This is a genomic window from Zobellella denitrificans (genome assembly GCF_002407485.1).
Taxonomy (GTDB): Bacteria; Pseudomonadota; Gammaproteobacteria; order Enterobacterales; family Aeromonadaceae; genus Oceanimonas; species Oceanimonas denitrificans.
Genome location: NZ_CP012621.1, coordinates 1,494,415 through 1,508,151 on the forward strand (window position 1 = coordinate 1,494,415; position 13,737 = coordinate 1,508,151).

Consider the following 13,737-nt stretch of genomic DNA (forward strand, 5'->3'; position numbering starts at 1 on the left):
ATGGCACAGCGCAAACCCAAGGCCTCGGCTCCCGAACCCGGCCTGGTGGAAGTGGGCGTAGGCCGCCTCAGCGGCGGCCAGGGCCATGACTGGGTGGCGGAAGAGGTGCCGGTGGCCCTGGTGTACAACGGCATCTCCCACGCGGTGATGATGGCAAGCCCCTTGGATCTGGAGGACTTTGCCCTGGGGTTCAGCCTGACCGAGGGCATCGTCGAGCGGCCGGGGCAGATCTACGGGATGGAGGTCAACGCCGACCCCAAGGGCCTGCGGCTGGAGATAGAGCTGGCCGCCGAGTGCTTCTTCCGGCTCAAGGCCCGGCGGCGCAGCCTGAGTGGCCGCACCGGCTGCGGCCTGTGCGGCACCGAATCCCTGGCCGAGGCGGTGGCGCCGGTGTGCGTCGTCAGCCCGGGTCCGGTGCCGGCGCGGGCAGTCATCGACCGCGCCTTTGCCGAACTCCGCCATCAGCAGCCGCTCCATTACCAGAGCGGCGCCACCCATGCGGCGGCGGGGTTCGACGCAGAGGGAAACCTGCTGGCGGCGCGGGAAGACGTGGGCCGGCACAACGCGCTCGACAAGCTGGTGGGCGCCCTGGCGCGCGTCCAGGTCACACCGGCCTTCGTCATCGTCACCAGTCGGGCCAGCTATGAAATGGTGCACAAGTGCGCCGTGCTCGGCGCCGCCACCCTGGTGGCGGTGTCGGCCCCCACCTCGCTCGCTATCGAGCAGGCCCGCGCCGCCGGGCTCAACCTTATCGGCTTCGCCCGCCAGGGCGACGGCGTTATCTATACCTGACCGGGCCATGCCGTGATGGGGCGCGGGCGGCCCGCCCGCGCCCCAGGTGAGGCGAAAACCTGCAAACGGCGGGGAATGCGGAAATTTGGCATCCTTTCCGCCGGTTTGTGCCGGCTAAAGCGGCACCTACAGCGGCACCTACAGCGGCATCTATAGCAGCGGCTGTGCAGAGCTAGCACTGCGCTTGGCTGAACTACATGGCGTGCTAGGGGTGATGGGCTCCCACGCCGGGCGTGGGAGCGGGGAGTGAAGGCGGCTTACTGTTGGTGGATATCGTCCGGTTTAACGATAATCCAGTTCTTGTCCGCGTCGGCGGGCAGCCCCAGTCTGGCCTGGGTGGCGGCGGCGTCCTTCGCCCAGTCGGTAATGTGCTGGGTGTACTTGCCCTTGCGGTCCACCCACAGCCGGATGCCGCCCTTGTCCACGTCGGTGGCGTTCAGCAGCATGTAGCCGTCGGAGCCGGAGGTGTCGCCGGCCACCAGCACCGGTTTGCGCCACTGATCGATCCAGCCGATGATGCTGCCGAGCTTGCCTTCGTACCAGGTCATGGGGTTCATCAGGTAGGGAGTCAGCTCGAGCGGCAGGTTGGCTTCGGGGTCGTATTCCCCGGCCTTGATCTGCAGGCGGGAAGTGGTCAGCTCGCCGCTTTCCCGGTTTTTCAGCAGCATATTGACCCCGATAACGTTCTCCGGCTTGACGTTGTAGCCGTATTTGGGGTCGCTTGCGATCATGCGCACGATTTCCTCGCTGGCCGCCGTCATCACATACACCTCGATGCCGTTTTCCTGCAGCCGGTTGTAGAGCTGCTGCATGCCGGCGAAGATCTTCGGCGGCGTGACATGGCCCGCTACCACCTGGTCGCCGTCGTAATACTGGATGGGAATGGGCTCGCCATGGGCCATGACCTCGTCCACGTAGCCCTTGAGCTCGGCCAGGGTGAAGCCGGAGAAGATTTGGGCCACCCAGGGGTAGCACACCAGGTCGTCGATCTCGCACAGGCGGTAGTAGTAACTGTTCAGGCTTTCCTGGTGCTCCGCCGTGTCCTTGAAGGGAATGAGCTTGAGGGATGCGTCCATGGTCTCCCGGGTCAGCAGGCCTTTCATCTCCAGGTAGGGCAGCAGGGATTCTTCGATATCAAACTGATAACTGGTGTTGTCCATGTCGAACACCGCGTAGGCCCCCTGGTTTGCGTTGGCGGCGATCATGGCGTCGAGCTGGCGGGCGGCGTCCTGGGGCCAGTGGCTAAGGGTGGTTTCGGCCTGGGCGAAGAGGCTGGCGCTTGCCAGCAATGCGCCGTAAATACAATGACTTATCCTTATCATCGGGTTCTCCTTCGAGTGGGTTGGCCGGGCTCGCTGGCCCGGACAAAACAGCCTAGGAGCGAAAATAGAACAAAATTTATCTCCAAACGACTCCTGCTTATCTGATTATGACAAGCCTCTTTCGAGCCCTGTTTTGGCTAGGGGACGAAGTTTTTTGGCGCCGTGTCGCATTCAGGCATTTTTCGGTCGCACCCATGGTGCAATGATGGAAGCATCGTCTTACATTTAGTATTAATTGAACGTTCAATAAAAAGTCACCGGCAACAGGTGAACGACAAGCCTCCCCAGAGAGGCGACAACCATAACAAGGAATGGTGGATGGTCATGGTGCTAACGCACGACACATTACGAGTGATGGAACCAATACAAGAGGAATGTATCCATGGAGATGGTGTTATCTGCTGCCATAATGCTGACGCTGGCGGCGTCGGCCTTTATTCTGCTGCGCTTCGGCAAGTTGCGCTGCCAGGGTGAAATGCCCACTTCGTTGTTCACCTTTATCGCCATTCTGTTTACCTCGGGCCTGGACGTGGGCCTGGTGATGTTCCCCCTGACCGAATTTCCGGTGTACGCCAGCGAGCCCGAATACGGCTTCGCCAATCCGCTCGCCATCGAGTTCGGCTTCTGGGGCTTTCTGGTGTGGATGTTCTACTTCCTGACCACCTTCTACTTCGTGCTGATCGAGCCCAGGCTCAAGTTGTTCGAGATCCCTTTCGTCAAGCTTATCAACAACCTGGTGATTATCGGCACCTGCGCCTTCACCGGCTTCCTGTTCCTGAGCTACCTGCCCGACTATGTGGAAGGCATCACGCCCGCGGTGCGCTACGGCCTGGTGGCCCTGGTGGTGCTGTGCGCGGTCTGGTCCAGCTCGGATGTGCGCTACGTCAAGTTCCTGAGCGTGGCCTCCACCTGGCTGTTCCTGGCGCTGATCGGCACCATGTGGTGGAATTCGGGCGCCAGCCTGGCGGGCCTGGGCGGCACCGTGGCCGGCATCGGCGAGTATTTCACCAATATTCATGAATTTGTCACCCCGATCACCGATTACCACGCCTTCTACCTGTTCTGGTGGTTCTCCTGGAGCATCATGATCGGCCAGTTCGTGGCCCGCTTCGCCGGTGGCCTGCCGGCCTGGCAGTTGTGCATCGCCATGCTGGTGGTGCCCTCCATTCCCATCGCCATCTGGTTCTCGGTGCTCTACCTGCATTTCAGCGAGGCGATCGCCATCGCCGGCGCGCTCAAGCTGGCGATGGTGGTGGTGGGGGTCATCTTCGTGATCAACTCCCTCGACTCCCTGATCCGCCTCTACACCAGCAACCTGAACCTGGAACCGGGCAGGATCGGGTTGCCAGCCTACGTGGCGGGCAACTGGGTGCTGATGTTCGGCCTGGTGCTGCTGTTCCAGTTCACCCCGCTCAAGATTGAGTGGGTGGGCACAGTGGTGATCTTCCTCTACGCCCTGATCGCCGGCCTGCTGTGGCAGCGGCGGGAGCAGTGCAGCGCCCTGGGGCAAGGAGTAAAGGTGTCCGCCAAGGCCGGCTGAAAATAGGAAAGTTGTTAAGGAAGGGTCGCCGTGGCGGCCCTTTTTGTGTTTGGAGCCAGGAGGTCGACTTCAGTCGACCAAGCCCCGACGCCGTGATGGGAAAGGTCGATTGAAATCGGCCCTGCCTTGGGGCACGTGCGGGCCGCCTGCGCTCCACCGGCAAAGGTGCACATCTGCAAATTCAGAACTCAGGCAGTGACGCTCCTTGGGGTGCGGGCGGCTCGCCCGCATGAAGATGGCACCGAGCTGGATGAAGGCACGGTGTAACCCGCGATGCCTGTTCTGCCCCGGCCTTTTTAATCCCCTGGTGTGGTAGGTCAACCCGAGGGGTTCGCGCTGCGCGCGAAAGCAGGCGGGCCGCCTGCGCTCCACCGGCAAAGGCGCACATCTGCAAATTCAGAACTCAGGCAGTGACGCTCCTTGGTGATCGGGAGTGAGATAAATAACAGGGTGTGTGCGCGATAAATGAGGGATGAGGCGGGATGATGCGGGAAATATCGGGAGGGCTTTTGCAACAATGTTGCAGATAGAGCAACGAGAATCAGCGGCGGTTTTTGAGCTGATCGATGTGCTGTTTTATCGCCGCCTGGACCTCGGGGTGATCCAGGTTGAGGCGCGCGTTACCGTCCCAATCTATGCTGAGCGGGTTGCCGGAATCGTCGAACGGCTCGGGCTCGGCCGGCCGCAAAAAATCGACCGCCGATCCCATCACGTCCATCGTCATCTTATATAGCCAATGGCGCATGATGTGCCTCCTCAGAACAGCGGCTGCTGGTTGGGGTCGCCGTTGGCGCGGACGCGCTTGACGATCTTGTAGATGGCCCGCACGGACAGGTCGTATTTGCGGGCCAAGTGGTGGTGGTTCCTTCCGTCGAACTCCTCGTAGATCTCCAGGTCGCGGCTGCTGATGCGATAGTGATGATCCTTGGGGATGGTGACGTGCTGGCCGCCCCAGTTCGACGCCATATGATCGGCGATGGCACAGCCGAGCTGATCGGCGACGTCGGGGCCGATGCCGTAATCCTGAGCGACGGCCGCAACCTGGGCGTGGATGTCCTCCAGCAGCTCATGGCGGCGCAGTGACATTACCGAATCCCTAGACATGCTCCCCCCTTACATCAGTAGATTGATGAGTCGATTCAGTGTGACGCGGCGGCGTTGCCACCCCTCTTTGAGCTTGAACTTCTCGGTCAGCTGCTGCTCAGTGATGCCGTCGCGGGCCAGGATCTCGCGCAGCTGTGCCAGCATGCCGCGCTTTTTCTGCTCGACGTGCAGGGCCGCGATCACGGCCTGCAGGTGCTGCGGCTCCTTGAGCCATGCGACGCGCTCGATGCCGCACTGCTGGCGGGCGATGGCGTCGGCGTAGGACCAGGGCAGCCGCATGTCGGCCAACTGGGCCTCTATCTTCTGCAGCTGGGCCACGGAATCCAGGTTATGCGGCCTGCCCGGGTGCTGGGCCACCCGCTTGCGGGGCCGCTGCTTGGCGCCCAGGCGGCGCATCTGGTCGAGCACGGCCCGCCGTTGGCGGGCATTGAGGTCGGCGGCGGAGCGCTGGCCGGTGATGCTCCACAGCAGATCGCGGTAGCTTTCGTCATCCAGCGCCAGGTCGCGCCGGGCGGCGTGGATGGCGGCCAGTTCGCGGGTGCGTTGGTCTTTCTCGGTGCGGCCTTTAGCGGGTGTATTCATGATTCGCTCCCCCATATAAATACGTCTGCAGGCACAATACCGCCGTCTATGAATGACCTCTGGGAGGGGCTGGAGCCGCCATAGTTGAGCACTTTGGTGTGGTCGCCCAGGCTGCCGTGCTTGGGCACCAGTTCGCCGGGGTGGCGGTAGCGCCAGATGGGCAGGCCGAGCTTGCGGGCGTAGTGGTATTCCACCTGGGCGCCGAGGCTGAGGTGCCAGGCGTCCAACAGGGCCAGATCGGTGGCGGTGCGCAGCATGGCGAGGCAGATGTCCATGTACTGGTGCTCCTGCAGCCCGGGCGGCAGGGTGGCCGGGTTGAGCACCACCACGTCTGGCGCCGCCAACTGGGTGGCTGCCTGGTGGAACCGATCGAGGGCGTTGGGGCCGGCCCCGCTGATGGGACCGGCAATATAGATACGGCGGGCGTTGGTCATTTGGCCTCCTTGCGGATGCGGTTGGCATAATTAACCAGATCCATGCCAATCCACACTGGTACTTTTTCCCCGGTTATCGTATTAACCTTGGCGCAATCTGCGGCGGCATCCTCAATTGCCAGAGCCCGCACCTCGGCCAGGCTGGCGGACACCTGCTGCGGCTTGGCGCACCGGTGCCACAGCATCATGGCCAGGTTGGCGATATCTACCGGATCGCCCTTGACGACCTCCTGGCCGAGCTGGCGGGCGAGGTCATCGATGGTGCACTGCTCCGGATCATCCCAGCCAGATCGGCCGTTGGCGCGAGAGACTGCCAGCTTGGTGCCCATGGCGCTGGCGAATCGCTCGACTGCCGCGTCGTCGGGGTGCAGATATTCCTGCCTGCCGCTGACAGCCCCGACAGGATCTCCTTGTGACCGGCGAATACGGAGTTGACCAACGGCATCATTGCGCTCCATGAAGTCGTTGGCATCATCGATCGATATGATCCCGATAGCGGCGGCCGACTGCCTGGCCGCCACGTGCGCGGGCGGCTGGTTATGATCATTCCAGCCATAGGCGAGATGCAGACAGGTGGAGGCCAGGTGTGCCAGCCGCTGGTTTTTTTCCACCAGCGCGGCCACGCCCTCCCAGGCGGCGCCAATATCGCCGGCATTGCCGGTCATCTTGGCGATATCCAATAAATGGGCGCGGAACTCTTCTCGCTCTTTTATTACGGCATTGGTGTAGCTTTCGTCGCTCATTTTATTTCTCCAGCAGTTCGGCCAGGTAGCGCACGCGCTCGGTGATGGCGCCCATGGGGGCGCCGGCGTAGTGCACGATGCGGTTGATTTTGCGCAGGGTGTCGACCAGTTCGACGTTGAGCGCTTTGGCGGTAGCCAGGTCGGCCTGCAGCTGGTCGCGCTCGGCGATCAGCGCGGCCATGGAGGGGGGCTGGGTCATAGGCCACCCCCGATCTTTTTGGTTTCCTGCCCGCCCATGCCGGGGTTGAGGGTGGCCTGTTTGCCGGCCATATAGCCCGCGGTGGTGGCGTCGTGGCCGCCGCCGCGCACGTTGCGAGCCTCCCGCCCCGAAATGGTGCCGGCGGGCTTGAACTTGCGCTGTTCGTACAGGGCTACCAACTCTTTCTCGCGCTCGGTGGGCACCAGCTTTTGCAGCTTGCTGTCCACGGCGGCCAGCCACGCCTCGCAGAACTTGTCGGCCCTGGCGGTTTTGTTGGTCGGTTTCATGCGCTTGCCGAGCCCGGCCACGTATTCCTTGCGGGCGCGGGCCAGTTGCCGGCGCAGCACGTCGTGGCAGTAGCCGGCAATCTCCACCCGATCGGCGGGGCCGTAGAAACGCACCATCATGTGAAAGTCCATCAGGCCCTGATATACCCGCGCCTCCACCCCAAAGGCGGAGCGGATCGAGGATATCAACCACACCGACCACTGCGGCGGCTTGGCCGAGTCGGTGGCCATGCGTACCAGGCATTCGTCGATGTCGGAGAGTGCCAGGGTGTCGGCGTCGATACGGTGCTCGGCCATCAGCTTTTGCGCCTTGGCCATGGCATTGGCAGCCTCGTGCGGGTTGCTGGACTTGGCCAGTGCCAGCAGCTTTTTAAGCTTTTCCATGATGCGTTTGTTCATACCGCACCTCCTGCGCGCGGGGCGCGGTCGGGGTTGGCGCGGCGGCTGGCGGCGATTTTGAGCTTGATGACCAGGTCCATGGCCGGGCGCAGTTCGACCGGGGTGTTGTAGTAGCCGAACTTGCAGCGCACGGCGTGCTCTGCGCGGGTGATCAGCTCCAGGTTGTCGATGTCAAAATCGTAGATGTCGCCGTTTTTGAAGGTGACGATGTGCCCCTTGGGAACCGTGCCGTGGTAGTGCTCCCATACCAACAGGTGGACGGGGCGATAGTCACGGCGCGAGCAGCGGGTGTCGGTGAGCTTGACCTCCATATAGCGGTCGTTGTAACGCACATGACCGATGGGGTTGTGGTTGTGCGGCATGTTTCCGGCGCGGAAGGTGCCGGCGTTCGGCCCCTTGGCGCCGGAACCGGGGTGTTTGTTCTGCCCTTTTTGGAACCGACCGTCGTTGGCGGACTTGCACCCATAACGGGTGCAGGCGCTCTTAAACGCGGAGTAGCCGAGGTCGGTGCCAAAATGGGCGTTGAACATCTGGCACAGGCGGCGCCGGGTAATATGCGGGCGCACCTTTACCCAGGCGATATGTTCGGGGGTCCAGTCAAATCTAGTGTTCATTCTTTGTCCCCCCCCAGGATAACCGGCAGCCGGTTGTCTGCCCGCTCTGTGCGCAGCTTTTCGGCCATGAGGATGTTGCGCTGCTGATCGATGATCTGCTTGGCAACGCCAGCCACCGCCCGGCTACGCTCGATTTCGTCCCGCAGCTTGTCGCCCTCGAGGGCTTCGTCGTTGAGCCGTTCGAGGGCGGCGAACAGGTGGTTGTTGAGGTCTATGGGTTTGTTTTTCATTCCGCTCCTCCAAACAGCAGGTGCCCGAGCAGGCGGCGGGTGTCTTCGCAGTGGCGGCGGCTGCGCTCATCCAGCGGAGAGTGCGGGTAGCGCACGCCCTCGGACTTGAGCTGGCCGGCGGATTTTTTGCGCGGCTTGAGCGGCTTGCGCTGCAGGATGGCGGCCTTGCCGTTGTCCCAGTAGAACTGCTCGCCCTCTTCGGGCAGCCTGGCCAGGCAGTTGCACAGGTAGTTGTTGGCCATGTCCAGATCCTGCATGGCCTGCCGGCGGCTGACCTGGCCGTTGTGGCGCCGCATATAGTCGCGGACTTGCTCCAGTCTGCTCATGACCGATCCTCCTCATGGGTGCCCTGGGGCTCTGCAAACCGTGGTGTCGCCGGCTCGCCGTGCTGCCAGCGGGGGCAGTTGCGATCCAGCCAGGCGCGGGCGGCCTGTTCGTTGCAGTTGTTTTGCTGCATCACGTAGCGCAGCAGGCGGGTTTGATGGCTCATGCGGTGGCCTCCGGGTAGGGCTGGCCGGCCTGGTGCAGTTCGGCCACCAGGTCGTATTCCATGCGCAGGGCCTCGGCGGCCAGCTCGGGGCGGTTGCCGCGCCGGGCCAGCCGGGCGAACAGCCGCAGCTCTTTTATTACCTGGCGCTTGGCGTCGGGCTGGGTCGCGATGGCGGCGCTGCTGAATATGTTACAGAGCCGCAGATCGAGATTTTTGATGCGTTGTAGCGGTTGCATGTTGTTGTCTCCAGTTGAGACGAGTACCAGGGCCCTTGGCTGCTCATCAGTACCCGGCCACCACGCCGGGCAGACGCCCCGAGGGGCGTTTCGCATTTACTCTTCCGCGATTTCCCACCGGCCGACGATATTGCCGTTGGTGCCGTGGGGATATGACTCCAGCAACTCGACGCGATAGTGGGTAAACAGCTTGCGGGCCAGCTTGAGCACCGCTGCCTCTGGGCCGATGGCGCAGCTTGCCTGCATGCCCTCCACGCGGGATGTGCGGTAGCCGTCGTGGTAGCTGCGCACGGTTACCTCCACTTTGGTATCCATCACGCGGCCTCCCTGTGTTGATCCCAACGCGGGGCGCGCAGGCAGAACTGCTGCCGGCGCTTGCACCACTCGCGGTTGACGGGGCTGGTGGCGTGGTAAAACGCCTCCTCCCAGGCCTCGGCGGCGGTGCCCCAGCAGCGCTGGCGCTCCAGTTCGGCGGCGGCCTCGGCGCACTCCTGATACTTGGCTTTTTTGGCTTGGCTGATCATGGCTGGCTCCTCCTGCAGGTGATCACGGTGTCGCCCACCTGCACCGCCTCGCGCTGAATGCAGGTGGTAATGAGTTGGCGGATGCCGTCGTTGTAGGCGTCGGCCATGTCCTGCTGGTGGGCACGCAGCAGGCGGTTGATTTGCTCGTCGCTCAGGCAGCGCCGGGCCGGCGGCTCGCTGCCCCAGGCCACGGCCGAGGCCAGGATGGCCATGCAGAACACGGCGATGGCAATGTGGGTGTATAGCTCTCTCATGGGGGCCTCCTACAGCGCTGCCATATCGAGGGCGATAGGCCGCCATTGGTCGGCGTCACCCACCCGCTCGTACAGCCGCAGATACACCTTGCTGCCGGTAACCTGAATGCTGTCGGCAATGGCGGTCATGGCCTGCTGCCACTCGGCATCCTTGATGTCGAGCCGGCGTAGCCCCAGCACCCGGCCGGTGGAGATCTTGCCCTCGCTGTCTACCTGGAAGGCGTGCTCGACCAGGGCGCGGATCTCCGCCGCCGAGCCGGCCGCCCAACGATGAATGCAGCGGTCGATCAATTCCTTGGCCACCTGCAGGCGTTCGTCGAAGGTGAGGTGCTCGGCCACCGCCCGCTGCACCTTGAAGCGGCCGTCGTAGCTGGTGAGGGTGAGGTTGCCCTTTTTGCCGCCGAAATTGACCTCGTACCTTTCCGCCGACAGCTCCAGAAACGCGGCGATGTCGCTCATGGCATCCAGCTTGAACTTGCGCATGAGTTGCTGCAGGGCCTGGGCCGATGTCACTAGCTCGCGCACCAGGTCATCGCGCAGTTTGTCGATATCGGTCACGCGCTCCTCTGGCACCAGGGCGCCCTGGGCGTTTTCCCGGTAGCCGGCCGGAATATCAGTGCTTGGCTTTTGCATGAGTCATCTCCTTGAGTTCGTTGCCGACTTGCTCGGCGGCATGTTTGGTGAGCTTGACGAGGTAGTCGGCCATCAGGTTGGCCGCACTATCGGCGCCATCGCCGAAGGTGCGGACATTGAGGGAGAGGTCACCGCCCTCCGCCGTTATCTCGATCATTACGGTGCACTTGGCCATGCTCATTCCCCCCACACCACTACGCAGCCGCACAGGCGCGCGGCCCAGATGCGGCTGCGCAGGCCGTTGATGGTTTGCTGTATTTCCTGGCCACCGGCCTGCAACTCAGGGCAGGGCTGGTCTACCAGGATGATGGCCCGCTTGGGTGCGGCCCTCACTTCGGTGACGGTTACGCCGCGCTTGGCCAGCCAGCGCTTGGCCTTGCGGACTTGGTTTTGCAGTGCATGATTGATGGTCATGGTCATACTCCCTGGATCAGATCGGCGGAGAGGCGCGGAATGCCGAGCGACGCGGCCTCGTTGAGGGCGGCGGTGAGCACGTTGTGCACCGCCAGCGGGTAGAGCACGGAAAAGGCCCCGCGCCCGGTGAGCTTGGCGCGCAGGGCCTCGATGGCCGGGGCGTCCATCACCTTGGCCAGCTCGGTGCCGGCCAGGGTAAAACGGTGCTGCAGGTAGCCCTCCAGGTGCGCGTCCAACGGGCGCAGGGTGACCAGTTCGCAGCGTTGGACTATCTCGCGCACGGTGGGATTACGTTCGTCCAATTTTTGGGCCAGTTCTGGCTGGCCGATCAGCACGATGCTGAGCAGTTTGGCAAAACCATCCTCGAGTTCGAAAAAACGCTTGAGGTGCTTGAGGGTGGGGATGGGGATGCTGTGCGCCTCCTCGATCACCAGCACATGGCGGTTGCCGGCGCGGTGGCTCTCGCGCAGGGCGTGGTGCACCTGGCGGAATCGGGCGTCCGGGCTCTGGCGCACGGTGTCGCGCGGGGCAATGGCGGCGAGGATGGCCTCGGCAATGTGGCCGGCTTTGAGCGTTTTGCCCTTTTTGTCGTTGTCCTCCATGCCCAGCACATAGGGCTCGATGATCACAATGGGCTCGTGTCCGGCGTGGGCCCACTCGATCAGATCGCGGCGCAGGGTGCTTTTGCCGGCGCCGCTCTCGCCCACGATGGCGGCAAATCCGCCGTGCTTGGCAATGGCGCGCAGGCTCTCGCGCACGTAGCGGCTGTCCGGGGTGAGGTATACCTCGTCGGCACTGCGCACCTCGGCGAAGGGGTCGCGGAACAGCTGGAACGCCTTTTTGGCGTCTGGCGTCAGGGTGTGTTTACGTAGTAGCATGAGTCGATCCTCGTCGTTGATTTGCTCGTCGGTGTGGGTCTCGGCGCCCCGGATGTGAGCCAGGGCGCTTTTTTCATGGGCGAAAACGGCATGCTTTTGCTCCAGGGTGCAGCCCGCGTCGTCCAGAAACCCGATGATGAACTGCTTGATCCGCTCCGGCCCCAGGCTGGTCGGCCATTTGCCGTGGTTGCAGATCTGCGCCACGGTGGCCGGGGAGACTTCCAGCGCCTCGGCCAGGTCGGCCTGGGTAACGCACAGTTCGTGCAGCACGCGCTTGAGTTTGAGGGCCATCACTCACCTCCCAGGGCACGCAGCGGCGCCGGCGGCTGGCGGCGCAGGGTGGCCGCAATGGCGGGCAGGTCGTCTTCGGCCACGCCCTCGGGGTGGCGCTGCACCAGCCAGGCGTAGTGGTCGCCGCTCCAGTCGTCGCCCAGTTCGGCGCGCAGCCGGCGGGCGGCCTCCACATGGTTGAGGCGCAGGGCCTGCACCCGGGGGGTGGTCAGCTCCAACTCGGTGCCGCGGCGCGGCAGGAACTCGGGCAGGTCGGCATCGGCCAGCGGCTTGTAGGGATCAAATTCGCCCTGCAGGGGAATGGTCTTGGCCTTGCGGGCGGCCTCGGCCTCGGCGCGGCTTTCGGTGCCGGTCATGATCTGCTCGATGGCGGCCTTGCCCTTTTGCGCCACGGTGTCGGCATGCTGGGCGTAGCTCTCGCCCCACACCGCCGCCTGGCCCTCGGTAAACCCCAGCTCGTTTTTGCGCAGGCGTGGGATCTGGTGCCAGGTTTTGTTGCCATCCTCGTCGGTGAGCACCACCTGGGCGGCATCGTCGCGCCAGGGGTTGCGGGTGATCATGAGCTTTTCGCCGACCATCACGCCCGGAATATGGCGCACGTCGTACTCGTCGCCCCGGAACGGGACGCGCAGTTTTGCCGTGACCACCCTGGATTCTGGGCTGGCCACCGCCAGCTCCCGGCATACCTCGACCGATGGTGCCTTGATCAACTGCTCGGCGGTGATGGTCATCCATACCTCGGATCGGGTGCGGCCATGGCGGCGGTGCATCCGCTGGCCGTTAAACACCGCCCGCCAGGTCGCAGCCAGGGCGTTGAGCTCGGCCAGATCGGCCACAGGCCGAAACCGCAGCCCCACCTCGAACTTGCACTCGATGATGTTACGGGCGTTTTCCACCTGGCCGGTGGCGCGGGCGTTACCTGGGGCGTGGTGGATAACGCGGATGCCGAGCTGATCGCACAGGCTGATGGTCATGGCGGCGGTGTTGGCGCTGCCGGGGTCCATATAGAGGATGCGCGGCACGCCGTGCAGCAGGTCGGCGCCACCCCGCTCCTGCATGGCGTTGATCAGCACCGAGCACAGGTTTTGGCCACTCTCGGCGCCCATTACATACTCCACATATATCCAGCCGCTGGCGTGGTCGGTGATCTCGTAGGACCACACCCGGTCCGCCATGATGTTGGCCAGGTTGCGCGGTTTGTTCTTGTAGAACTTGTCGCGGTCCATGATATGCAGGCCGTTGGCCGCGCCCTGCTTGGGCTTGAGGTAGTAGAGCACGCACAGCGAGGCGTCTATCTGCCAGACATGGTTGGGGTGCAGGCTGGCCATTTCGGCGTGGGGCGCGGGGGCCAGCAGTTGCTCGGGGTGTAGGCCGTGCTGACGCAACGCCCTGGCAATGGCGCTGATGCTCATGGGTACCAACTCGCCGGTGGCGCGGTCGACGCGTTCGGCGCGGATCAGGCCGTTGGCGCGCAGGGCCTCCACCGCGTCCGGCAGGCTATACAGCCGTTTGTCGTTGGCGCGGCGGCTCTCCATGATGACGCCGCTTAACAGCATCATCTCGTCGCGGGTGATGCCGGTTTGGCCGGCATCCACCCGGCGCTTGCGGGATGATCTGAGCGTGCACTGGCTGAGCTTGCGGTGCAGGCTGGCCATGGAGATGCCCAACTCCTCGCAGGCCCGTTGATAGATCGATTGTTTGGTACCGTGCGGTGCCGAGCGCACCGCCTTGGCCACCTCTACGAGTCTCTCGATGATAACGGCGCTCATGA

General features: G+C 63.6%; 23 protein-coding genes and 1 other RNA gene. 2 read left to right on the forward strand and 22 right to left on the reverse strand.

Annotated elements, in window-relative coordinates:
* Positions 1 to 792, forward strand: a complete 792-nt coding sequence (fdhD, locus tag AN401_RS07095) for a formate dehydrogenase accessory sulfurtransferase FdhD (RefSeq protein WP_198401829.1) — start codon at positions 1 to 3, stop codon at positions 790 to 792.
* Positions 793 to 1,049: 257 nt separating this feature from the next.
* On the opposite strand, the gene AN401_RS07100 is transcribed toward fdhD, so the two are convergent.
* Positions 1,050 to 2,114 (reverse strand): HAD family hydrolase, encoded by a 1,065-nt coding sequence (locus AN401_RS07100; RefSeq protein ID WP_096778907.1) that lies wholly within the window; start codon positions 2,112 to 2,114, stop codon positions 1,050 to 1,052.
* 382 nt (positions 2,115 to 2,496) lie between these two features.
* Here AN401_RS07100 and AN401_RS07105 point away from each other — a divergent pair, with 382 nt between their 5' ends.
* Positions 2,497 to 3,654 carry a BCCT family transporter gene (locus AN401_RS07105; protein ID WP_096778908.1) on the forward strand — a complete coding sequence of 386 codons (1,158 nt, stop codon included), beginning with the start codon at positions 2,497 to 2,499 and terminating at the stop codon, positions 3,652 to 3,654.
* Positions 3,655 to 4,195: 541 nt separating this feature from the next.
* Here the strand turns inward: AN401_RS07105 and AN401_RS07110 are convergent.
* From AN401_RS07110 to AN401_RS07205, 21 genes are all read right to left on the reverse strand, one after another.
* A complete protein-coding gene (locus tag AN401_RS07110; protein WP_096778909.1) occupies positions 4,196 to 4,399 on the reverse strand; it encodes a hypothetical protein in 204 nt (67 codons plus the stop codon).
* An 11-nt stretch (positions 4,400 to 4,410) separates the two neighbouring features.
* Positions 4,411 to 4,758 (reverse strand): Mor transcription activator family protein, encoded by a 348-nt coding sequence (locus AN401_RS07115; protein WP_198401830.1) that lies wholly within the window; start codon positions 4,756 to 4,758, stop codon positions 4,411 to 4,413.
* A 9-nt stretch (positions 4,759 to 4,767) separates the two neighbouring features.
* Positions 4,768 to 5,340, reverse strand: coding sequence for a gp16 family protein (locus AN401_RS07120; RefSeq protein ID WP_157772169.1), 573 nt, complete (start codon positions 5,338 to 5,340; stop codon positions 4,768 to 4,770).
* Positions 5,337 to 5,774, reverse strand: a complete 438-nt coding sequence (locus AN401_RS07125) for a DUF4406 domain-containing protein (protein WP_096778912.1) — start codon at positions 5,772 to 5,774, stop codon at positions 5,337 to 5,339. The genes AN401_RS07120 and AN401_RS07125 overlap by 4 nt, the downstream gene beginning before the upstream one ends.
* Complete coding sequence (locus AN401_RS07130; RefSeq protein ID WP_096778913.1) at positions 5,771 to 6,517, reverse strand: hypothetical protein; 747 nt, start codon at positions 6,515 to 6,517, stop codon at positions 5,771 to 5,773. Before AN401_RS07130 ends, AN401_RS07125 begins: the two co-directional genes overlap by 4 nt.
* Position 6,518: 1 nt before the next feature.
* Positions 6,519 to 6,716, reverse strand: a complete 198-nt coding sequence (locus AN401_RS07135) for a hypothetical protein (protein ID WP_096778914.1) — start codon at positions 6,714 to 6,716, stop codon at positions 6,519 to 6,521.
* On the reverse strand, positions 6,713 to 7,402 hold the full coding sequence (locus tag AN401_RS07140; protein ID WP_096778915.1) for a DUF2786 domain-containing protein: 690 nt from the start codon (positions 7,400 to 7,402) through the stop codon (positions 6,713 to 6,715). The genes AN401_RS07135 and AN401_RS07140 overlap by 4 nt, the downstream gene beginning before the upstream one ends.
* Positions 7,399 to 8,016, reverse strand: coding sequence for an HNH endonuclease signature motif containing protein (locus AN401_RS07145; RefSeq protein WP_096778916.1), 618 nt, complete (start codon positions 8,014 to 8,016; stop codon positions 7,399 to 7,401). The genes AN401_RS07140 and AN401_RS07145 overlap by 4 nt, the downstream gene beginning before the upstream one ends.
* The gene (locus tag AN401_RS07150) at positions 8,013 to 8,246 is read right to left on the reverse strand and encodes a hypothetical protein (RefSeq protein WP_096778917.1); all 234 of its coding nucleotides are present in this window, start codon (positions 8,244 to 8,246) and stop codon (positions 8,013 to 8,015) included. Before AN401_RS07150 ends, AN401_RS07145 begins: the two co-directional genes overlap by 4 nt.
* A complete protein-coding gene (locus tag AN401_RS07155) occupies positions 8,243 to 8,572 on the reverse strand; it encodes a hypothetical protein (protein WP_096778918.1) in 330 nt (109 codons plus the stop codon). The genes AN401_RS07150 and AN401_RS07155 overlap by 4 nt, the downstream gene beginning before the upstream one ends.
* On the reverse strand, positions 8,569 to 8,736 hold the full coding sequence (locus AN401_RS19700) for a hypothetical protein (RefSeq protein ID WP_157772171.1): 168 nt from the start codon (positions 8,734 to 8,736) through the stop codon (positions 8,569 to 8,571). The genes AN401_RS07155 and AN401_RS19700 overlap by 4 nt, the downstream gene beginning before the upstream one ends.
* Positions 8,733 to 8,972: a hypothetical protein gene (locus tag AN401_RS07160; protein ID WP_096778919.1), complete on the reverse strand. Its 240-nt coding sequence runs from the start codon at positions 8,970 to 8,972 to the stop codon at positions 8,733 to 8,735. The genes AN401_RS19700 and AN401_RS07160 overlap by 4 nt, the downstream gene beginning before the upstream one ends.
* 33 nt (positions 8,973 to 9,005) lie before the next feature.
* Positions 9,006 to 9,068, reverse strand: an RNA gene (locus tag AN401_RS07165) — hammerhead ribozyme type II.
* The gene (locus AN401_RS07170; protein ID WP_096778920.1) at positions 9,069 to 9,287 is read right to left on the reverse strand and encodes a hypothetical protein; all 219 of its coding nucleotides are present in this window, start codon (positions 9,285 to 9,287) and stop codon (positions 9,069 to 9,071) included.
* Positions 9,287 to 9,496, reverse strand: coding sequence for an ANR family transcriptional regulator (locus AN401_RS07175; RefSeq protein ID WP_096778921.1), 210 nt, complete (start codon positions 9,494 to 9,496; stop codon positions 9,287 to 9,289). The genes AN401_RS07170 and AN401_RS07175 overlap by 1 nt, the downstream gene beginning before the upstream one ends.
* Positions 9,493 to 9,750, reverse strand: coding sequence for a hypothetical protein (locus AN401_RS07180; RefSeq protein ID WP_096778922.1), 258 nt, complete (start codon positions 9,748 to 9,750; stop codon positions 9,493 to 9,495). Before AN401_RS07180 ends, AN401_RS07175 begins: the two co-directional genes overlap by 4 nt.
* 9 nt (positions 9,751 to 9,759) lie before the next feature.
* Positions 9,760 to 10,383 (reverse strand): DUF3164 family protein, encoded by a 624-nt coding sequence (locus AN401_RS07185; RefSeq protein ID WP_096778923.1) that lies wholly within the window; start codon positions 10,381 to 10,383, stop codon positions 9,760 to 9,762.
* A complete protein-coding gene (locus AN401_RS07190; protein WP_096778924.1) occupies positions 10,364 to 10,558 on the reverse strand; it encodes a hypothetical protein in 195 nt (64 codons plus the stop codon). The genes AN401_RS07185 and AN401_RS07190 overlap by 20 nt, the downstream gene beginning before the upstream one ends.
* 2 nt (positions 10,559 to 10,560) lie before the next feature.
* Positions 10,561 to 10,797: a hypothetical protein gene (locus tag AN401_RS07195; RefSeq protein WP_096778925.1), complete on the reverse strand. Its 237-nt coding sequence runs from the start codon at positions 10,795 to 10,797 to the stop codon at positions 10,561 to 10,563.
* Between the two features lie 2 nt (positions 10,798 to 10,799).
* Positions 10,800 to 11,966, reverse strand: coding sequence for an AAA family ATPase (locus AN401_RS07200; RefSeq protein WP_096778926.1), 1,167 nt, complete (start codon positions 11,964 to 11,966; stop codon positions 10,800 to 10,802).
* Positions 11,966 to 13,735: a DDE-type integrase/transposase/recombinase gene (locus AN401_RS07205; protein WP_096778927.1), complete on the reverse strand. Its 1,770-nt coding sequence runs from the start codon at positions 13,733 to 13,735 to the stop codon at positions 11,966 to 11,968. Before AN401_RS07205 ends, AN401_RS07200 begins: the two co-directional genes overlap by 1 nt.
* Between the last annotated feature and the right edge of the window lie 2 nt (positions 13,736 to 13,737).